18 protein-coding genes are annotated in these 19,492 nt (G+C 71.1%); 6 read left to right on the top strand and 12 right to left on the bottom strand.

Features of this window, described 5'->3' with window-relative positions:
* Entirely contained in the window at positions 1 to 669 is a 669-nt protein-coding gene (locus ACIBW9_RS20610; protein ID WP_398956947.1) for a class I SAM-dependent methyltransferase, read from the top strand.
* A gap of 7 nt (positions 670 to 676) precedes the next feature.
* Here ACIBW9_RS20610 and ACIBW9_RS20605 read toward each other — a convergent pair whose 3' ends face one another.
* From ACIBW9_RS20605 to ACIBW9_RS20590, 4 genes are all read right to left on the bottom strand, one after another.
* On the bottom strand, positions 677 to 1,744 hold the full coding sequence (locus ACIBW9_RS20605; RefSeq protein ID WP_398956945.1) for a hypothetical protein: 1,068 nt from the start codon (positions 1,742 to 1,744) through the stop codon (positions 677 to 679).
* A gap of 32 nt (positions 1,745 to 1,776) precedes the next feature.
* The gene (locus ACIBW9_RS20600; RefSeq protein ID WP_351462316.1) at positions 1,777 to 2,718 is read right to left on the bottom strand and encodes an N-acetylneuraminate synthase family protein; all 942 of its coding nucleotides are present in this window, start codon (positions 2,716 to 2,718) and stop codon (positions 1,777 to 1,779) included.
* A gap of 15 nt (positions 2,719 to 2,733) precedes the next feature.
* The gene (locus ACIBW9_RS20595) at positions 2,734 to 3,999 is read right to left on the bottom strand and encodes a cytidylyltransferase domain-containing protein (protein ID WP_398956942.1); all 1,266 of its coding nucleotides are present in this window, start codon (positions 3,997 to 3,999) and stop codon (positions 2,734 to 2,736) included.
* Between the two features lie 464 nt (positions 4,000 to 4,463).
* A complete protein-coding gene (locus ACIBW9_RS20590) occupies positions 4,464 to 5,807 on the bottom strand; it encodes a DUF6716 putative glycosyltransferase (RefSeq protein ID WP_398956941.1) in 1,344 nt (447 codons plus the stop codon).
* 197 nt (positions 5,808 to 6,004) lie between these two features.
* Between ACIBW9_RS20590 and ACIBW9_RS20585 the strand changes: the two genes are divergently transcribed.
* The 3 genes from ACIBW9_RS20585 (at position 6,005) to ACIBW9_RS20575 (ending at position 9,672) form a co-directional block, all read left to right on the top strand.
* On the top strand, positions 6,005 to 6,991 hold the full coding sequence (locus ACIBW9_RS20585; RefSeq protein ID WP_398956939.1) for a glycosyltransferase family 2 protein: 987 nt from the start codon (positions 6,005 to 6,007) through the stop codon (positions 6,989 to 6,991).
* Positions 6,991 to 8,331, top strand: a complete 1,341-nt coding sequence (locus tag ACIBW9_RS20580; RefSeq protein WP_398956937.1) for an alpha-2,8-polysialyltransferase family protein — start codon at positions 6,991 to 6,993, stop codon at positions 8,329 to 8,331. The genes ACIBW9_RS20585 and ACIBW9_RS20580 overlap by 1 nt, the downstream gene beginning before the upstream one ends.
* A 216-nt stretch (positions 8,332 to 8,547) precedes the next feature.
* Positions 8,548 to 9,672, top strand: a complete 1,125-nt coding sequence (locus ACIBW9_RS20575; protein ID WP_398956935.1) for an acyltransferase family protein — start codon at positions 8,548 to 8,550, stop codon at positions 9,670 to 9,672.
* Positions 9,673 to 10,167: 495 nt separating this feature from the next.
* On the opposite strand, the gene ACIBW9_RS20570 is transcribed toward ACIBW9_RS20575, so the two are convergent.
* Positions 10,168 to 10,818 carry a TetR/AcrR family transcriptional regulator C-terminal domain-containing protein gene (locus ACIBW9_RS20570; protein ID WP_398956933.1) on the bottom strand — a complete coding sequence of 217 codons (651 nt, stop codon included), beginning with the start codon at positions 10,816 to 10,818 and terminating at the stop codon, positions 10,168 to 10,170.
* A gap of 72 nt (positions 10,819 to 10,890) precedes the next feature.
* On the opposite strand from ACIBW9_RS20570, the gene ACIBW9_RS20565 reads away from it, so the two are divergent.
* Entirely contained in the window at positions 10,891 to 12,324 is a 1,434-nt protein-coding gene (locus ACIBW9_RS20565) for an FAD-dependent oxidoreductase (protein WP_398956931.1), read from the top strand.
* Here the strand turns inward: ACIBW9_RS20565 and ACIBW9_RS20560 are convergent.
* Positions 12,321 to 12,893, bottom strand: coding sequence for a Uma2 family endonuclease (locus ACIBW9_RS20560; protein ID WP_398957637.1), 573 nt, complete (start codon positions 12,891 to 12,893; stop codon positions 12,321 to 12,323). The two genes, ACIBW9_RS20565 and ACIBW9_RS20560, sit on opposite strands and share 4 nt — an antisense overlap.
* Before the next feature lie 98 nt (positions 12,894 to 12,991).
* Positions 12,992 to 14,590, bottom strand: a complete 1,599-nt coding sequence (locus ACIBW9_RS20555) for a methylmalonyl-CoA mutase (RefSeq protein ID WP_398956929.1) — start codon at positions 14,588 to 14,590, stop codon at positions 12,992 to 12,994.
* 242 nt (positions 14,591 to 14,832) lie between these two features.
* Here ACIBW9_RS20555 and ACIBW9_RS20550 point away from each other — a divergent pair, with 242 nt between their 5' ends.
* The gene (locus tag ACIBW9_RS20550) at positions 14,833 to 15,663 is read left to right on the top strand and encodes a L,D-transpeptidase family protein (RefSeq protein WP_398956927.1); all 831 of its coding nucleotides are present in this window, start codon (positions 14,833 to 14,835) and stop codon (positions 15,661 to 15,663) included.
* Positions 15,664 to 15,873: 210 nt separating this feature from the next.
* Here ACIBW9_RS20550 and ACIBW9_RS20545 read toward each other — a convergent pair whose 3' ends face one another.
* The 5 genes from ACIBW9_RS20545 to ACIBW9_RS20525 form a co-directional block, all read right to left on the bottom strand.
* On the bottom strand, positions 15,874 to 16,944 hold the full coding sequence (locus ACIBW9_RS20545) for a hypothetical protein (protein ID WP_398956925.1): 1,071 nt from the start codon (positions 16,942 to 16,944) through the stop codon (positions 15,874 to 15,876).
* Positions 16,944 to 17,606: an RNA polymerase sigma factor gene (locus ACIBW9_RS20540; RefSeq protein ID WP_398956923.1), complete on the bottom strand. Its 663-nt coding sequence runs from the start codon at positions 17,604 to 17,606 to the stop codon at positions 16,944 to 16,946. The genes ACIBW9_RS20545 and ACIBW9_RS20540 overlap by 1 nt, the downstream gene beginning before the upstream one ends.
* 382 nt (positions 17,607 to 17,988) lie before the next feature.
* On the bottom strand, positions 17,989 to 18,753 hold the full coding sequence (locus tag ACIBW9_RS20535; RefSeq protein ID WP_398956921.1) for a hypothetical protein: 765 nt from the start codon (positions 18,751 to 18,753) through the stop codon (positions 17,989 to 17,991).
* Positions 18,746 to 18,871, bottom strand: a complete 126-nt coding sequence (locus ACIBW9_RS20530) for a hypothetical protein (protein WP_398956918.1) — start codon at positions 18,869 to 18,871, stop codon at positions 18,746 to 18,748. The genes ACIBW9_RS20535 and ACIBW9_RS20530 overlap by 8 nt, the downstream gene beginning before the upstream one ends.
* A complete protein-coding gene (locus ACIBW9_RS20525) occupies positions 18,868 to 19,485 on the bottom strand; it encodes an RNA polymerase sigma factor (RefSeq protein WP_398956916.1) in 618 nt (205 codons plus the stop codon). The genes ACIBW9_RS20530 and ACIBW9_RS20525 overlap by 4 nt, the downstream gene beginning before the upstream one ends.
* Positions 19,486 to 19,492 lie beyond the last annotated feature (7 nt).

Genomic DNA, 19,492 nt, shown 5'->3' with positions numbered 1-19,492 from the left:
GTGAGCTCCGCGATACCGGGCAGCCCGGACTTCCTGCATGCCACCCGAACCTCCTACGACGCGATCGCCCGCCCGTACAGCGAGCAGTTCTCCGACCACCTGAGCGGCAGACCGCTGGACCTGGCCCTGGTCAGCGCCTTCGCGGAGCTCGTCCGGGCGGCCGGTACGGCCCCTGTCGCCGATGTCGGCAGCGGGCCCGGTCATGTGACCGCCCGGCTCGAAGCGCTCGGGGTGCCGGCCTTCGGGGTCGACGTGTCGCCCGGCATGGTGGCGCTGGCCCGTCAGGCGCATCCCGGGCTGCGGTTCCACGTGGGGTCCATGACCGCGCTGGACCTGCCGGACGAGACGCTGGGCGGTGTGCTCGCGCTCTACTCCATCATCCATGTCCCGGACGATCACCTGCCGGGGGTCTTCGAGGAGTTCCGGCGCGTGCTGGTGCCCGGTGGGCATGTCCTGCTGGGCTTCCAGAGCGGTGCGGAGGACGAGCGGCTGCACCTGGAGGAGCGGTTCGGCCGTGAGATCGCGCTCGACTACTACTGGCGTACGCCGGATGCCGTGGCCGGGCGGTTGGTCAAGGCGGGGCTGCGGGTGGAGGCGCGGGTGCTGCGCGAGCCGGACGACGAGGAGACGCGGCCGCGGGCGTTCCTGCTGGCGCGGAAGGACGACTGAGGCGCGGTCATGCCGCCGTGACCGCCGACAGGCGTGTCACGTCCCGTGCCGTTCCCGTGACGCCCGACAGGAAGCCCTGTGCTCGTGGTGAGGCGTTCTGGGTGAGCCACTCGGGGTCGATGTCGCACACCGCGACCCGGACCTCCGTGCCCGTCAGGGCCAGCGGGAGGGTGTGGACGACCGTCGAGGGGAAGCTGAGGACCGTACGGCCGATGGGGCCGCGGCGGGCGATCAGCTCCAGGGGGAGGTCGGGGCGGACGATCTCCAGGCCCGTCTCGACGGCCAGGCGGTGGAGTTTGTCGGTGCTTTCGCGGCGGTGGGCGAAGTAGCGGGTGGCGCCGTGGGTCTTCGCCAGGGTGCGGACGGCCTCCAGGTAGCGGTCGCCGTCCACCACGCCGGTCTCCACCAGCGAGGTGCCCACCATGTCGGCGCCCTTGGTGATGCGGGGCGGGCCGAAGCGGGCCCGGGTCCAGGAGAAGTCGTTGGTGTGGACGGTCACGCCGGGCGGGATCTCCTCCATGGGCATGGAGGAGAAGACCGCCACCCTGCGCCTGTCGCTCGGGGTGAGCCGGCGGCGGGCCTTGGAGGACACCGGCGCGAAGATCAGGTCGCGGGCGCTCGGGCGGCCCCCCTTGCGGTGCCAGCGGACGAGACGTTCACCGCGGGCCAGCTGGGCGACGAACTCCATCGTGGCCGTGCCGTCGTCCACGACGACCAGGTCGCGGGCCTTGGTGATGGTCAGCAGGAGTTGTACGTAGCGGGAGAAGGGGTCGCCCAGGACGATGCGGTCGGCCCTGCGGAGCGTGCCCGCCAGGCCGCCGATGGTCTGGAAGGGGGCCGCGGGGCCGCCGCGGGCCTCCTCCCAGCGGACCGTGTGGCCCTCGTCGCGGGCGAGTTCGGCCATACGGCGCAGTTGGCCGCGGGTCATGGGGTCGGTCGGGGACAGGACGACGAGGGTGAGCCCCGCGCCGGGCGCCTGGGCATGCGCCCACTCCAGCACGTTCAGGAGCTGTACCGGGCTCTCGACGAACGCGAGAGTGGAGGTGCTGCCGGCGGATCCGGCGCGGCGGCTCATCGACGTATGACCGTCCCGTAAGTGGTGGTGGCTCAGACCGTGACCGGCTCGCCCGCGGCCGCGGCGATCTCCGCCTCGGCGACGACGCCCGTGACGCGGCGCAGCTTCTTCATGGGGCCGAGCTCGGACTCGTAGACCTTCTTGACGCCGTCGCCGAGGGAGGCCTCGATGGTGCGGATGTCGCGGACGAGGCGCGTGAGGCCCTGCGGCTCGACGGAGGCGGCCTGGTCGGAGCCCCACATCGCGCGGTCCAGGGTGATGTGGCGCTCGACGAAGGTGGCACCGAGGGCGACCGCGGCGAGGGTGGTCTGCAGGCCGGTCTCGTGGCCGGAGTAGCCGATCGGGACGTTCGGGTACTCGGCCTGCAGGGTGTTGATCACGCGGAGGTTGAGCTCCTCGGCCTTCGCCGGGTACGTCGAGGTGGCGTGGCAGAGCAGGATGTTCTCCGAGCCGAGGACCTCGACGGCGTGGCGGATCTGCTTCGGGGTGGACATGCCGGTGGAGAGGATGATCGTGCGGCCGGTGGCGCGCAGGGCGCGCAGCAGCTCGTCGTCGGTGAGGGAGGCGGAGGCCACCTTGTGGGCGGGGACGTCGAACTTCTCCAGGAAGGCGACGGCCTCGGTGTCCCACGGGGAGGCGAACCAGGCGATCCCCTTCTCCTTGCAGTACGCGTCGATCTGGCGGTACTCGTCCTCGCCGAACTCCACGCGGTGGCGGTAGTCGATGTAGGTCATCCGGCCCCAGGGGGTGTCGCGCTCGATGTCCCACTGGTCGCGCGGGGTGCAGATCTCCGGGGTGCGCTTCTGGAACTTGACGGCGTCGCAGCCGGCCTCGGCGGCCACGTCGATGAGCTTGAAGGCGTTCTCCAGCTCGCCGTTGTGGTTGATGCCGATCTCGCCGCAGATGTAGACGGGCTGACCGGGGCCGGCGATGCGCTCGGTACCGAAGGTGCGCAGGCGGGAGTTGATGCTCATGGCAGTGAACTGTCCTTACTTGGTTAGGGAGTCGAGAGAGGGGCCGAGGATCCAGCTGGCGATCTCTCGGATCGCGCCGTCGCCACCGGAGACGGTGGTGACCGCACGGGCGGCGCCGCGTACCACGTCGTGGGCGCTCGCGACCGCCACGGGCCAGCCCACGAGGGCGAAGCACGGGAGGTCGTTGACGTCGTTGCCGACGTAGAGCACGCGCTCGGGCGCGATGCCCTGCTCCTCGCACCACTGCTTCAGTGCGAGGTCCTTGCGGTCGATGCCGTGCAGCACGGGGATCTGCAGCTTTCGTGCGCGCGCGGCGACGACCGGGTTCTGCTCCGTGGAGAGGACCAGCATCCTGAGCCCGCCCTTGCGCAGGGCGGCGATGCCGAGCCCGTCCCCGCGGTGCACGGAGACGAACTCCTTTCCATCGGCGTCGATCAGCACCCTGTCGTCGGTCTGGGTGCCGTCGAAGTCCAGTACGACCGCGTCGATGTCGTCGGCGGTCGGGAGGGCGCCGGGCCGGTCGGCGTCGAAGAGGGGTGCCAGGGCCCGGGCCCGCGCGAGGTCGTGCGGGTCGTCGATCTCCAGCACGCGCGCGGGGTCGGTACGGACGAGTTCCGTACGGCCGAAGAAGCGGTGCTGGTGCTTGCGGAAGCCGGGGGCGTCCATCGCGTAGGCGGCGCCGGTCTCCAGGAGGTCCTGGGGGCGGTCCTGGCGGCGGGGGCGGTACGACTTGTCGTGGTTGACGCCGTAGCCGCCGCCGGTGGCCGCGTCGGCCTCGGCGACGGTGCCCGCGGTGGCCTCGTCGTCGGCGTCCCGCCAGATGAAGCCGTGGAAGGGAGCCACGGTCACCGCGGTGTCCGCGCCGTTCTCGACGACCGCGGCCGCCACCCCGTCGATGTCCTCGCGGACGATGAACGGGCTGGTGCACTGCACGAACACCACCACGTCGACGGCCGCGCCGTGCAGGGCCTCGTGGGCGTCCATGGCGTGCAGGACGGCGGCCTCGGAGGTCGCCGTGTCCCCGGCGATCGCGGCGGGCCGCAGCACGACCTCGGCGCCCGCCTCACGGGCCGCCGCGGCGATGGCCTGGTCGTCGGTGGACACGACGACGTCCGTCACCAGCCGGGTGGCGAGACACTCCCGCACGGCACGGGCCACCAGCGGCACACCGCCGACAGGCGCGAGGTTCTTCGCGGGCACGCCCTTGGAGCCGCCGCGCGCGGGAATCACCGCGAGCACCCGGCGCACCGAAGCGCCTCGGCCCGCTTGCGGGTTGGACATGGGGACTACTCCTTGGGCTCCTTGCGGAGGAATCGGGGCGAACGCGGCGGGGCGCTCCGCGGGCTGGGCGGATGTGCGGCTCGGCCGCGGGGCCGCGCTGGGACGTCGGTCGTGTGCGGCGCCGTCGTGGTTGGTCGCTCCCCCACTCTCGGCTTCGCTCGAGCGGGGGGACCCCCATGGCGGCGGAGCCGCATCTCGATACGGCCCCCCGCCCCTTCGGGGCGCGGCCGAACGGCAGCGGACTTCGTCGGGCCTACTCGGCGTGACTGAGATGTCCGGGGCGGGCAGTGCTCGCGCCGCAGCGTGTGCGGCAGGCACGACCTGTCCTGCCCCCGTGTGGGCGGTGCCCGCAACCCGCGCGCCGGCCGGCTGGATCGCGCCCTTCGTCGCGGCGGAGACGGCTCGCGCGACGGCCGCTTCCGCAGCGCCCGCGGTCGGTGCGGGCACGCTCGTCCTCTCGGCGGTCACAGCTCCCCCATCCGCCGGATGACGGGAGCCACCCGCTGGACCCCGTGCCGGTACGCACCGCGTGCGGCACGGCGGACGATCTGGCGGACCGGGCCCGGCTCCCTGTCGTGGGCGGGGGCTCCGGGCAGCGGGCTGCCGTCGGGGCCGAGGTGGTGGCGGGCGAGGATGCCGGGGAGGTAACCGGGCGCGGTCGCCGGTGTGTAGTACGGGGCGAGCGGGGGCAGCTCGGGCGCCGCGAGCAGCTTGGCGATGCGCTCCCTCGCCATGTCGAAGGCGGTCTCGTACGATCCGTCCGTCGCGACGCCCTGCCGGGCCACCCACTCCTCGTCGGCGGCCGGCCGGTGCCCGGCGTCCAGCTGGTCCCAGGAGGCGAGGCATCCGGAGCCCACGAAGTGGTGGTTGCCCAGGACCTCCCGGATGCCGAGGTCGGTCAGGACGACCGTGGGGATACGGCGGTGCAGGGACTCCAGCGCGGCCGTCGAGCTGATGGTGACCAGCAGGTCGGTGCGGTCGAGGACCTCGCCCATGTTCCCGTACACCAGGCGGAAGTTGGCCGGCGGATCGAGCCGCTGGACCAGCTTCTGGTAGGGCTGCTCCTCGATGTGCGTGGTGTGCTCGCCCGGCTTGGAGCGCAGCTTCAGCAGCACCTCGCGCTCGGGGTGCAGCCTGGCGTGCCGGATCAGCCGGTCGAGCAGGTAGATGCGGTCCCTGCGGCTGTCCGGGACGGACGGCTGCACGGCGAACACCACGGTGTAGGGGTCGTGTTCACCTTCGTAGGCCGCCCCGCCGAGGAACGGGAGTGCCACCTCCGTCACCGACGAGGCGTCGGCGCCCACCCCCTCGTACACCGCCCGGAAACGCTCCGCGTCCTGGCGGGAGTTGGCGAGGACGAGGTCCGCGCCGTGCCGCAGCAGCAGGCCGTCGGCGAGCTTCTCGTAGACGACCCCGACATAGCCGGTGACGACCGCGGGGCGCCGCTCGCGGCCCTCCCACACGCGCCGCAGTCCGTGCAGCATCGCCTGTACGCCACCGCCGACGAGGGCGAGGACGAGGACGTCGTACTCCTCCTCGGCCATCGCGCGCAGGAACTCGACCGCCGTGACCTCCCGGAGGGAGTCGGCGCGCACACCGACCTCCGCCAGCTGGCGGGCGGTGGGCGTCGCCCGCCCGCGCAGCAGGAATCCGCTCAGCTCGAGACCGACTTGCGCGTCCTCGCGGGCTGCGGTTTCCATGGACGGGCCCGGGGCGATACGAGCCGCGGTCAGCGCACCCCATTTCCAGCGGGTGTCGGAGTCCGCGAGTACGGCGATTCGCGTGGGCTTCGGGGTACTTGGTGGCACGCCGAAGACGGTAAGAAGCAATTCCGAGGCGCGCCCCAACCGCACCTCAACAAAAAGTTAACAACACCCCGCCGAGAGCCGAACTGGCCCGCGAAATCGCCGGAGCTACAGGTGATGCACCGTTCCGACACATTGAGTTCACCCTCTGTACGGACACCGGAAAGTTAGGCCGCCGACCCGCCTCTTACTCTTCTCGTGTGCCAAAGCTTTCCGTGATCGTGCCGTTCTACAACGTGCAGCAATACGCCCCGGACACCCTCAAAAGCCTCCGCTTGAACGCACAGCGGGATTTCGAGTTCGTACTGGTCGACGACCATTCGAAGGACGAAACTCCGGCGATTCTCGAACGCGCGGCCGAGGAACTCTCCGATGTGGCGCAGGTGCGGTATATCCGCCATGAGAAGAACGGGGGACTCGCCACCGCCCGCAACACCGGCCTGGACGCGGCGCAGGGCGAGTACCTGACGTTCCTGGACGGCGACGACTGGCTGGCTCCCGGCTACTTCGCCGAACTGGTCGCGGCCATCGAGGGGTTGGGCGTCGACTTCGTGCGCACCGACCATGTGCAGGCGACCGCCCGCGCGCGCAGTGTGAACAGGGTCCCCATCGGGCGCCGCTGGGAGGCGCTGAACCCGCGCGAGGCGATCCTGCCCGCCGACCGTTCCACCTCCGTGGACTACGCCTTCGCCTGGGCGGGCGCCTACCACCGCCGGCTCCTCGACCGGGGCCTGCTGCACTTCACCGACGGACTGCGCACGGCCGAGGACCGGCCCTGGATCTGGAAGCTGCACCGCGAGGCGGAGTCGTTCGCCGTGGTGAGCCTGCTCGGCGTCTTCTACCGGCGCGGGGTGGCGTCCTCCCTGACGCAGATCGGCGACGTCCGCCAGCTCGACTTCATCCGCGCCTTCGACCAGGTCATCGAGGAAACGGCGGAGGACCCGGACGCGGACCGGCTGCTGCCGAAGGCGGTGCGCACCTACTGCGCGATCATCGCCCACCACGTCTCGGACGAGGAGAAGTGGGAGCCCTCGGTGTACCGGCAGCTGCGGGCCAGGAGCGCGGCGGCCATCCAGCGTCTGCCGCAGGACATGCTCGGCGACGTGCTCGAGACGATGGACCTGCACCGTTCCTCCAAGCTGCGGCGGCTGCGGCGCAGGATCACGACAGCGAAGGCGGCTGCCTGATGCCCCGTACCACCCGCATCTACTGCGTCTCGACCCTGTACGGCGCCGCCACCCTGGCCGCCGCGCTGGACTCGGACTGCTTCGAGGACGAGGACCGCAGTCTGCTGCTGGTCTTCAACAACTCGGCGACCCCGGAGACGACACCGCCCGTCGACGAGATGCCGGGCTTCGAGCCGCTGCGCGACCACTTCGACGAGATCCTGTCCTGGAACGAGGCCATCAGCCCCTTCCACCCGGGCGCCTGGGCCCCGCGCCAGGACGACATCCCGCTCTTCGAACGCTATCTGCGGCTGCTCTGGGACCTGGGCGACGACCGGGTGGAGCTGGTCGTGGAGTCCATCCAGGTCGCGCCGGCGCTGACGGTGGCCCAGCTGTTCACCGACGCGCCCGTGCATGTCTACGCCGACGGCCTGATGAGCTACGGCCCGACCCGCAACAAGATCGACCCGCTGGTCGGTACGCGCGTGCGGCGCCTGCTCCATCTGGATCTGGTGCCGGACCTGACCCCTCGGCTGCTGACCGAGTTCGACGTCCCGGCGGAGCTCGTGCCCACCGATGCGTTCCTCAAGGTGATGGGCGAGCTCGCCTCCTCCGTCCAGGACTTGCCGGTGCTGCCCGAGAACTCGGCGCTCCTGCTCGGCCAGTACCTGTCCGCGCTGGGCATCCTCTCCCCCGAGGAGGAGGAGGACCTGCACGTACGGATGATGCGTGGGGCGGTCGAGCGCGGGCACCGCTCGATCGTCTTCAAGCCGCACCCCACCGCGCCGGCCCGCTACAGCCGCGCCCTGGAGACCGAGGCCGGGAAGCTGGGTGTGGACCTCACCGTCCTGGACCTGCCCGTCCTCGCCGAGGTGCTGTTCGAGCGGTCGCGGCCCGCCCTGGTCGTCGGCTGCTTCTCCACGGCGCTCTTCACGGCCTCCGCGTTCTACGGCCTGCCGGTCGCCCGTATCGGTACGGCACCGCTGCTGGGCGCGCTCACGCCGTTCCAGAACAGCAACCGGGTGCCGGTGGTCCTCGCGGATGCGCTGCTGCCGGATCTGGAGGGCGGCAAGGGCGAGAAGTCGCTGGACGCGAGCACGGTGGACGGTCTGCTCGACACGCTCAGCTACACGATGCAGCCGCAGATCTACCCGTCCCTGCGGGCGGCTGCGGAACGTTACCTCTCCCAGCATCTGTCCGCACGCACCAAGCGGTACTTCCGGCGGAAGCGGCTCACCGCGCTGGGGCTGCCCGGGGGCATCCCGGAGCGCCTAGCGTTCCTCCCCCGCAACTCCACGGCCCGCCGGGTGGTCCGCCGGGCGCGGGCGCTGAAGAAGGCCGTGGGGCAAAAGGCGCCGTAGGAGACGAGGCGAGCCGGGCCCCCCGTCGGAGGGGGCCCGCCGTCGGTCACTCCCCGAGGGGAGTTCCGAGTGAACGCAAGAAGCCAGGGCGACACTCAGATGAACTCACCGGTACCACAAGGCGAATCATGGCTTTCCCGGCCAAGGCATCACTGAAATTCGGACTAACGTGCCGTGAGGCACCCGTGAGAGTGAGCGCCCACCGAGGGGAATTCTGTGACCAGCACGACCGTCCGACCCGCGCCCGTCGCGCCGGTGCCCCAGCAGCCGGCACGGCCGCAACCCCGCGAAACCCGGCTCCGCGCCCTGGACGGACTGCGGCTGATAGCCGCGCTGATGGTGGCGGCATATCACTACGGCGGCCGCGGCGGCGAGGTCACCAAAGCCTGGGGAAGTTCCGCCAAGCACCAGTTCCCCATGCTGCACGGCTATTTCGCCTACGGCTGCCTCGGTGTCCAGGTCTTCTTCGTGATCAGCGGATTCGTGATCTGCATGAGCGGCTGGGGCCGGCCCCTGAAGTCGTTCTTCGCCTCCCGCGCCTCCCGGCTGCTGCCGGCCTACTGGGCCGCGATCCTCATCGTCTCCGCGGTGTTCGCGCTGCCGATGGTCGCCTACAAGGCGCTGTCGCCGAGCGACACCCTGGTGAATCTGACGATGCTTCAGCAACCGCTGGGCGTGGACCGGGTGCTGGGGGTGTGCTGGACGCTCTGGGCGGAGATCCGCTTCTACGCGCTGTTCGCGCTGTGCGTCGTCCTGCCCGGAGCGACCCGTCGCCGCGTGATCCTGTTCTGCGCCGGCTGGACGCTGGCGGCGGCGATCGCACAGGGAGCGAAGATGCCGCTGCTCGACATCGTACTGATACCCGAGTACGCCCCCTTCTTCATCGGCGGTGTCGGCCTCTACCTCGTCCACCGCGACCGGCGCGACGTGCACGCCTGGGGCATCGTGGCCGTGAGCTTCCTGATCGGACAGCACTACGCGGTGCGCGGCCTGCGGAACGCGTCGGACCCGAACGCCTTCGCCCACCGCTCCTCGCTCGGCATCGTCCTCGTCGTCGCATTCGGCTTCATCGCGGTCGCCGCCATCGCTCTGGGCTGGCTGAACCGGGTGAACTGGCGCTGGCTGACCGTGGCCGGGGCGCTGACGTACCCGTTCTACCTGGTCCACGAACACCTGGGCTGGGTGGTGATCCACGCCCTGCACATCGGCCTAGGCCTGTCGTCGGCAGTGACCTTCGCCCTGACGATCGCGTCGATGCTGTTGCTGGCCTGGCTGCTGAATCGTTACGTCGAGAACCGGCTGACGCCGAGGCTCCGGGCGGCACTGTCCGGACCGCGCTGAGCCCTGCTCACCGGACGCCGACGCATCGGCCGCCGGACCTCGCGCACTCTCGAACGGCCTGATGATGCTCGCGCAGCTCCCCCTCGGCTGGTTGGTCCTGATGGCGGCCTTCGCCACGTTCCTCCTCTGTCTCGCGGTCGACCGGTGGATGCGCCCACCACGCAAAGGGACGGTGGTCTTCCTGGTCGCGTCCGTCGTCTGCTGCCTCGGCATGGTTCTGGTCGGCAGCCTCCAGCCACAGCACTGGAACGCACGGCAGATGCTGGTCGCCTACTTCTTCACCTGGACCGGCATCGCGATGGGCCTGTTCCCGCCTCGCAAGCTCTTCCGGACCTACGGTGACGAGTGGCGCCGGGGGCGTCCGGCGGGAGACGTACGAGTATCCGGCGCGCTACCAATGGCCGGTATACGTGTCCGTCATCGGCATGGGCTTCCTGGCGTTCCTCCTGGCGAAGTGAACCGGTCCGGGAGCGGAGGAAGGCCGGACCGCGCCGATCAAAGGACGCCGTAGCGCGCCCCGATCCCCGCAATGACCAGCTCCAGCCCTTCCTCGAAGTGCCGGTCGTAGTCCTCGAAGATTTCCGCGCCAACGGCCGCCGAGAGCGGGAACTCGGCGAGCAGCCGGGCCCGTTCGGCCACGTCATAGCCTTCGCGGCGTTCGTCCGGCAGCGGGCGGACGCCCTGTTCCTCGGTGACGAAACCGACGGTGAAGGCGTACGCGGTCTGGTTGGCGCGCGCGGCCTGGGCGAGGGTGAAACCCGCGGTCGTGAACAGCCGTAGGTTCTGCTCCATCTCCCGGGCATGGTCCGTACCGGTGAAGCGCGCGCCGCTGTAGACCTTCGCGCCGTCGCGATAGCCGAGCAGGGCCTCCCGCAACCCTCGGTACGTCTTGGCCATCCGCTCCTGCCAGGTGTCGTGCGGATCGAGGGCGGCCCCGGCGACCATCCGCCGGTACATCTGGGTCGCCATCTCGTCGAGCAGGGCCTGCTTGTCCTTGAAGTGCCAGTACAGGGCGGGCGCCTTGACGTCCAGTTCCTTGGCGATGACCCGCAGGGACAGTCCGTCCAGGCCCACCTCGTTCAGGAGTCGCAGGGCGGTGTCCGCGACCCGCTTGCGGTCGAGGGGCGCGCGTCGTTCCGTACTCACGCTTGACAGCTTAACAGCGTTAAGGACACCCTCGGGACCCAGGGCACTTAACAGCGTTAAGGAGAGTGGATCGTGAGCCGTGCCGTAGATGGCGTGATCGATGTGGTGATCGTGGGGGCGGGCCCGACGGGGCTGGCCCTGGGTGTCGACCTCGCCCGGCGGGGAGTGGACGCACTGGTCGTGGAGAAGGCGGACGGGCTGTTCCCGGGCTCGCGTGGCAAGGGTCTGCAGCCGCGCACGATGGAGGTCCTGGAGGATCTCGGGGTGCTGGACGCGATCCTCGCGGCCGGTGGGCGCTACCCGGTCGGGATGATCTGGCAGGACGGCGAGCGGGCCGGCGAGCACCGGATGTTCGACGCGGACGAGGTGAAGGAGGCGGCCGGCGACTCGGCGTTCAGCGAGCCGTGGATGGTGCCGCAGTGGCGGACGCAGGAGATCCTGTTCGCGCGCCTGGAGGAGCTGGGCGGACGGGTGGAGTTCGGCCGGGAGGTCGTCGGGCTCGACCAGGACGAGGACGGCGTGAGCGTGCGCCTCGGGTCCGGGACAGAACTCCGCGCCCGGTACGTCGTCGCCGCCGACGGCGGACGCTCGGCCGTGCGGCGCGCGCTCGGCATCGGCATGACCGGCGAGACGGTCGACCCGAACCCGGTCCTGGTGTCCGACGTGCGGATCAGCGGCCTGGACCGCGACAACTGGCATGTCTTCCCGCCACGCGGGGACGGCGACGGCGGCTATATGGCGATCTGCCCGCTCGCCGGTACGGAGGACTTCCAACTGGTCGCCCAGTTCCCGGAGGGGACGGACGTGGATCTGTCCCTGGACGGCATCCGCAAGGTCGCCGCCACACGCTCGCACCTGGCGCCGGAGGACATCACGGAGGTCCGCTGGGCCTCGGAGTTCCGCCCGCGCGCAGCACTCGCGGACCGCTTCCGGAGCGGGCGTGTCTTCCTCGCGGGCGATGCGGCGCACGTCCACTCCCCCGCCGGCGGCCAGGGCCTGAACACCAGCATCCAGGACGCCTACAACCTGGGCTGGAAACTGGGCGCGGTACTGCGGGACGGGGCGGACACGGCACTGCTGGACACGTACGAGGAGGAGCGGCGCCCGATCGCGGCACAGATGCTCGGCATCTCCACCGGCGTCCACCGTGGCGAGGTGCGACGCGGTGCGGCGACGGTCCAACTGCGGCTGGGATATCGGGAGTCGTCGCTCGCCGAGGATATGCGCGCGGACGCGGGGGCGGTCCGGGCGGGCGACCGTGCGCCGGACACGACGCTCGAGGGGGTACGGCTCTTCGACGTGCTGCGGGGTCCGCACTGGACGCTGGTGGCACTGGGCACGGAAGCACCCGCCCTGGACGAGAAGTCGGTGCACCTCGTGCAGGGGCCAGCCCAAGAGCCGTACGGAAAGGGCCTGTTCCTCGTACGGCCGGACGGCTACGTGGGCTGGGCCAGTGACCGGGCAGCCGGGCTGACGGACTACCTGACCAGGCTCGGGGTTCGCTAGTCGTCGCCGTCGAGGAGGGTGTCGACGGAGAGATCGAGGGTCACGCCGACGGACTCGGGCACGGGGACGCTCTGGCCGCGCTTGTAGCGGACGGGGTCGGGGTACTTGCCGTCGGCCGGGTCGGTGTAGAGGAGGACCTCGTCGTGCTTGCGGTCGGCGATGAGGTAGGCGGGGACGTTGGCCCGGGCGTAGACATCGACCTTGGTGGCAGTGTCGTTGGTCCAGTTGGAGGAGGTCACCTCCAGGACCAGACGGAAGACGTGCGGCGCGTAGCAGTTCTTCTCGACGAGGGCGTCCTTGTAATCGGCGTCGACAACGGCCAAATCCGGCACCGCGTAGTCCTCGGGCCCCGTCGGCAGCCACAGGCCGATCCCCGCCACCGTTCTGAGCCCCGCCTTCCGTTCTCCCGCTTTGTGGCACTCCACGACCAACCGGGAAAGCGTCACTTGATGAGGCCCGTCCGGCGGCGGTGTCACAACAATGCTCCCGTTGAGGATCTCCACCCGGTGCCCGGGCAGCTCCTCCCAGAGCCGGTCGGCAGCATCAGAAAGCGACGACTCGTGCAGCATCACAGCCACGGCCCCCTCCTAACGGGAACACCTCCACGAGATTAACCGGGGCCGGGCCGTTTCCGCCCTCGATCACTCATTCGAGGGAATCGCCCCGTTCAGAACGCATCCGACGGCACGTAAGTCCCCCAAACCTCCCGCAACGCGTTGCACACCTCGCCCACCGTCGCCCGTGCCCGCAGCGCGTCCTTCATCGGGTACAGGACGTTGTCCTCGCCCTCGGCCGCCTTCTTCAGGGCCGCGAGAGCGGCGTCGACCGCGGGCTGGTCGCGCTCGGCGCGCAGCTTCGCCAGGCGTTCCGCCTGCTGGGCCTCGATGGCCGGGTCGACGCGGAGCGGCTCGTAGGGCTCCTCCTCGTCGAGCTGGAAGCGGTTGACGCCGACCACGACCCGCTCGCCGGAGTCGGTCTCCTGGGCGATGCGGTAGGCGCTGCGCTCGATCTCGGACTTCTGGAAGCCGTGCTCGATCGCGTTGACCGCGCCGCCCAGCTCCTCCACCTTGGCCATCAGCTCGACGGCGGCCGCCTCCACGTCGTCCGTCATCTTCTCGATGACGTAGGAACCCGCGAAGGGGTCGACGGTCGCCGTGACGTCGGTCTCGTAGGCCAGCACCTGCTGGGTACGCAGGGCGAGCCGCGCGGACTTGTCCGTGGGCAGCGCGATCGCCTCGTCGAAGGAGTTCGTGTGCAGCGACTGGGTGCCGCCGAGGACCGCGGCCAGGCCCTGGACGGCAACCCGGACGAGGTTCACCTCCGGCTGCTGGGCCGTCAGCTGGACGCCCGCGGTCTGCGTGTGGAAGCGCAGCATCAGCGACTTCGGGTTCTTCGCGCCGAACTCCTCCTTCATCACACGGGCCCAGATACGCCTGGCCGCACGGAACTTGGCGACCTCTTCGAGGATCGTCGTACGGGCCACGAAGAAGAAGGAGAGCCGGGGCGCGAAGTCGTCGACGTCCATGCCGGCGGCGACCGCCGTGCGGACGTACTCGATGCCGTCGGCCAGGGTGAAGGCGATCTCCTGCGCGGGGGAGGCGCCCGCCTCGGCCATGTGGTAGCCGGAGATCGAGATCGTGTTCCACTTCGGGATCTCGGCCTTGCAGTACTTGAAGATGTCGGCGATCAGCCGGAGCGAGGGCTTCGGCGGGAAGATGTACGTGCCGCGCGCGATGTACTCCTTCAGCACGTCGTTCTGGATCGTGCCGGTGAGCTGGGAGGCCGGCACGCCCTGCTCCTCGCCGACCAGCTGGTACATGAGCAGCAGCAGGGCCGCCGGCGCGTTGATCGTCATCGACGTCGAGACCTTGTCCAGCGGGATCCCGCCGAACAGCACCCGCATGTCCTCGACGGAGTCGATCGCCACGCCGACCTTGCCGACCTCGCCGTGCGCGATCGGGGCGTCGGAGTCGTGGCCCATCTGGGTCGGCAGGTCGAAGGCGACCGACAGGCCCATCGTGCCGTTGGCGATGAGCTGCTTGTAGCGGGCGTTGGACTCCGTCGCCGTGCCGAAACCGGCGTACTGGCGCATGGTCCACGGGCGGCCCGTGTACATCGACGGGTAGACACCGCGGGTGAAGGGGTACCGGCCGGGCTCGCCCAGCTTCTCGGCCGGGTCCCAGCCCGCCAGGTCCTCCGGCCCGTAGACCGGTTCGATGGGCAGTCCACTCTCGGTGGACCGGGCACTGCCCGACTCGCGCGCCATGGTGTGATGCCTCCCGCTGAGCTACTGGCCAGTACAGACCGACCCTCCTGCGGACTGTAGCGGGGTGCGTGCAGTCGGTGGAGGGAAGCACGCTGGGAGCTTCCTCACAGCGGTTTTGCGGTCTCCGTCACAACCATGCCCCGCCGTTCGCAACCAGTCATCCGCGGGCAGCATCTCAGGTGACACGCGGGGCTGTCGGTTGCCTCGGTGAGACGCCGGGGGGCACTGTGCGTATGACGGGCATGGGGAGATCGACCGCCGCCGCGGCGGCACTCGCGGCCCTGGCCGCCGTGTGCGGCTGCACCGTGCAGGGCACGGACGGCAAGGGTCACTCGCCCGTGCACATCCAGTTGCCGAGCAGCACCCCCACCGGCAAGTCCGGACCGGACTCCGGCTCCGGCTCCGAGGACAAGCCGAGTGCGTCGCCCTCGACGGCCGGTCCCGCCGTGCTGTGGTCCCCCGGCGACTCCGGGGACGGCGTGCGCGAACTCCAGGCCCGGCTGCGTCAGGTGGCCTGGCTCTACGACGGTCCGACCGGGACGTACGACGACCTGACCGAGGAGGCCGTGAAGGGCTTCCAGGGCAAGCGCGGGCTGCCGAAGACCGGGCAGACGGACACCGTGACCTGGCAACGGCTGCTGAAGATGACGCACGAGCCGGGGAAGTGGGAGCTGTATCTGATGGGCGGTCAGCCTGCGGGTCCCGCCGATCCGCGGTGCCTGACCGGGCGGGTGCTGTGCATCGACAAGACGAGCCGCACCCTGCGCTGGATGATCGACGGGCGGACGGTGTCGACGATGTCGGTCCGCTTCGGCGCGATCGGCACGCCCACCCGCGAGGGCGTCTTCCACGTGTACTGGAAGTCGCGCCACCACTGGTCGACGCTCTACGACTCGTCCATGCCGTACGCCATGTTCTTCAGCGGCGGCCAGGCCGTGCACTACTCGTACGACTTCGCAGCCCGCGGTTACGCCGGCGCCTCGCACGGCTGCGTCAACGTCCGGGACGAGTCGGCGATCGCGGATCTGTATGCACAGGTGAACAACGGCGACAAGGTCGTCGTGTACCGGTGAACCCCCGGAGCCGGGGAGGGAGAAGAGTGGGGCGCGGGCGGAACCGGGGGAACGTGTCCCGCCCGCGCCGATGCACGAGCCGTGGGTACGGGGGGAACCCCGGCTCTGTGCGACGGCCGATGACCAGTCGGCTCACTCAGTACTGCGCTGGTGGGGCCGAAAACGTTACTGGTGGGCCGAAGAAAATTTTGCGAGCCGCAAAACCGCAGGTCAGAGCGCGCTGTAGGTCGGCTTCGGCGACGGGTTCGGTGTCGTCACCAGCCGCCTCGGCAGAAACGGCGGAAGGGGGGACGGTGTGACGGTGGGGCCGGGGGCTATGTGGTGGCCGTCGCCGTCACCGCCCTGATCCCCCTGGTCGCCGCCCTTGCCGTTGTGGTTGCCCCGTCCGCCCTTGCCCTTGCCGTCCTTGTCGTCGCCGCCACGGGAGGCACCGTCGATGCCGGCGAGAACGTTCTTGCAGTACTTCCAGACGCGGGCCGCGCCGGAACCGCCCGCCGCACCCTCCAGGGCCCGCCTGCGGTCGGCGGTGAGGTCCTTGCCGTCGCGCACGTCGCGGCAGGCCGCCGGGGCGCCCAGCCACCAGCCACCGCCGGTGGCCTGTCCGTCGTCGGAGCCGGAGCCGGGCTTGGCCGAGGAGCCGCCGCCGGTCGAGCCGTGCGGGGTCCTCGGGTGGGTGGAAGGGGCACGGGAGCCGTCGGGGGTGGTGTCGCCCAGGGCGCTGTTCTGCGAGGGCGACACCCGCGGACGGTTCGGGCTCGCGCCGACCGAGACGGAGGCGACGGGGCCGGGCTCGTCGTGGCCGAACGGTGTCGGGAGCACTCCGGAGGTCGCCGCGAACGCGACACCACCGACCATGCCGGCCGCCAGTGCGGCCGTCAGCCCGAAGCGCGCGGGCCGGCCCCAGCGGGTGCGCCGGGAGGCCGGGGCGGAGCCGCCGACGCGGACCAGCCCGGCGTCGGACGCCCGGGAGCGGGAACGGTGCCGCCCGACGGCGTTCTGCTCGGCGAGCGCGCCGGACCGGGCCGCGCGGAAGGCGGCCAGCGCGGCGGCCTCGCCGGGGAGTTCGGCGCTGCTCAGCGGGGCCTCGACGATCAGCCCGTCGAGGGTCTTCGCGAGCCGTTCGGCCTGGTCGCGGGAGGCGGGGTCGACACCTTCGAGTGACTCTCCGCGCAGCAGGAGCTCCGCTGTTTCGCGGTCCAGCCACCGGGCGGGGGCCGGTCCCGCGGCGAAGCCGTCGGCGGACTCCGGATCCCCCGGAAAGGCACAGCGCTCGTCGGCCATCACATGTCCTTCTGCGTCCGCGCAACGCTTTGCGTCACACTCGCGGACGTCACCGCGCGGCCGCGCGGTGCCCTCTGGAGCGGCAGCCCGTCCAGGCCGACGCTCGATTCCGGATCCTCGCCGAGCAGCTCCGCGAGCCGCTTCAGACCGCGGTGCGCCGCCGTGCGTACGGCACCCGGGCGCTTGCCGAGCGTCTCGGCGGCGGTCTTGGCGTCGAGGCCCACGACCACGCGCAGCACGACGGCCTCGGCCTGGTCCTGCGGCAGCCGGGCGATCAGCGAGAGGGTGTGGTCGGTGGCCAGGGACTCCATGGCCTCGCCCGCGGTGTCGGACTCGGCGGCCCTGCCGGTCAGTTCCGTCTCGTCGCCGCCGATCGCCGGGCGGCGGCCGCGCATCCGTATGTGGTCCAGCGCACGGTTGCGGGCTATCCGGGCGGCCCAGCCGCGGAAGCGGTCCGCGTCGCCGCTGAACCGGTCCAGATCCCGGGCGATCTGCAGCCAGGCCTCGGACGCGACGTCCTCGGCGTCCGGATCGCCGACGAGCGTGCGGACGTACCCGAGCAGCCGCGGATGCACGGCTCGGTACACAGTCCGGAACGCGGTCTCGTTCCCGTCCTGTGCCGCAAGCACCGCGGCGGTCAGCTCCGCGTCGTCCCCCAGCACCCGATGGTTCCTCGTTCGATGGTTGCGGCGTCGAGGCCGCCGATCGTTGCGATGGTCTGCTTGGTCGTTCGTCTTCCGCGCCCGGCGCGAAAGGCACGTTACGACCTGAAACCGCCGCTCGTCCATGTCGGTACACCATGCAACCACCTCACGGAGGCGCTCCCCGTACCCGGGGTGTGACAGAAACGGCACTCTCGGCGCTGTAGAGAGTACGGGCCGCCGCGCGGCCCGACCGCGCGACGGCCGGGGCCTCTCCTGTGGGGGGTGGCGGCCCCGGCCGTTGCTTCGGTTGCTGCTCCTGACGGCGGACGTCCGCGGCGCGTGGGGCGTGCCGGAGCATGACGAGTCGGCTGTTCGCGCCGCTCGCGCCTTCGCCCGGGGGTCAGTTGCCGGTCTTGCCGCTCGGTTTGCCGGTGCTCTTCTCCGGCTTCCCGGACTTGCCGGAGTCGTCGGCCCTGCCCTTGCTGCCGGCCTTCGCGGTGTTCTCGGCTTTGACGGTCTTGTCGTTCTTGCCCGGCTTGGGGGTGGCCGTCGACTGCCCGAGTTTCTCGGCGCAGTAGGCCGTGACGTTCGCCTCGCCGCCGGCCGCCGCGATCAGCCGCTGCCAGGCCGTCGAGTCCAGCGCCTTGCCGTTGCCGTCGGCCTTCTTCTCGTACGCCCGGCAGTGCGCCTCGGTGTCCTTCGCCGTGTCCGGGCGGTCGGATGCGGCGGCGGCACCGGGCGTGCCGGAGGCCGTCGCGGAGGGCACGACCGGCGCGTGCCGCCGCTGCCGGGCCCCCTGACCGTCGTGCGAGGAGCCGCCGACCGAGCCGATCGCGGCGAAGGCGACACCGCCCATGGTGACTCCGGCCAGGGCCAGCGTCAGGGTGGCCCGCAGGGAGCGGTGGGTCCGGCCGTGCTCACGGGGACGCCAGTCGTCGCGGCGCCGGGTCCGCGCGCGTAGCGCCCCGGCGTCACGGGCGGCCCGGAACGCGGCAACGGCCCGCTGCTCGGCGTCGGCGTCGAGTGCGCCCGCGCACATCGCGTCGGCGAGCAGGCCCTCCAGTGCGGGTCCGGCAGGCCAGTCCTCGGTGCCCGACAGGGTCCCGCCGGGGTGTACGCGCCGACGGCCACCGGGGGCACTGCCGTCGCTCTGCCGCTCACCCATGTCCGTATCCATCCGTGTCCGACGGCCGGCCCTCGCGGCCGTCCCTGCCGTCGTTGACGTTCATCGCGTCGTTGATGTTCATTCCGTCGTTGACGTACGTTTCGCCGTCGACGTTCATTTCGACTCCCCCAGCGTCCGGGGATCCTCATTCGTCACACCTGGGGCGCCCAGCCGGGCCGCGAGGCGCTTCAGCCCGCGGTGCGCGGCGGTGCGTACGGCGCCGGGGCGCTTGCCGAGCACGCGGGCCGCCGCGGGGCCGTCAAGGCCGACGACGATGCGCAGCAGCACGGCCTCGGCCTGGTCGCGGGGCAGGCTGCGGACCAGCTCCAGGGCGCGTTCGGTGGAGAGCGCCTCCAGCGCCTGGTCGTGGGTGTCGTGGGTGCCGGGCAGCTCCAGCACGTCCTGTTCCAGCGCCGCCGACCGGGGCCGTACCTTCTGCCGGCGCAGATGGTCCAGGGCGCGGTGCCGGGCGATGGTCGCGGTCCAGCCGCGGAAGCCCGCCCCGTCGCCCTTGAAGCGCCTGAGGTCCCGGGCGATCTCCAGCCAGGCGTCGGACGCCACGTCCTCGGCGTCCTCGCCGACGATCCCGCGCAGATAGCCGAGCAGGCCGGGCTGCACGATCCGGTACGCGACCGCGAAGGCGGCCTCGTCGCCCTCCTGGGCCCGCGCGACGGCCGCGCCCAGCTCCCCGTCGTACGGCTGCACGGGGCGGGGTTCGCGTCCCTGGCGCAACAACTGT

Origin of the sequence: Streptomyces sp. NPDC049541, assembly GCF_044465725.1 — a bacterium.
Lineage (GTDB): Bacteria > Actinomycetota > Actinomycetes > Streptomycetales > Streptomycetaceae > Streptomyces.
This window is presented reverse-complemented; position numbering and strand designations above follow the sequence as displayed.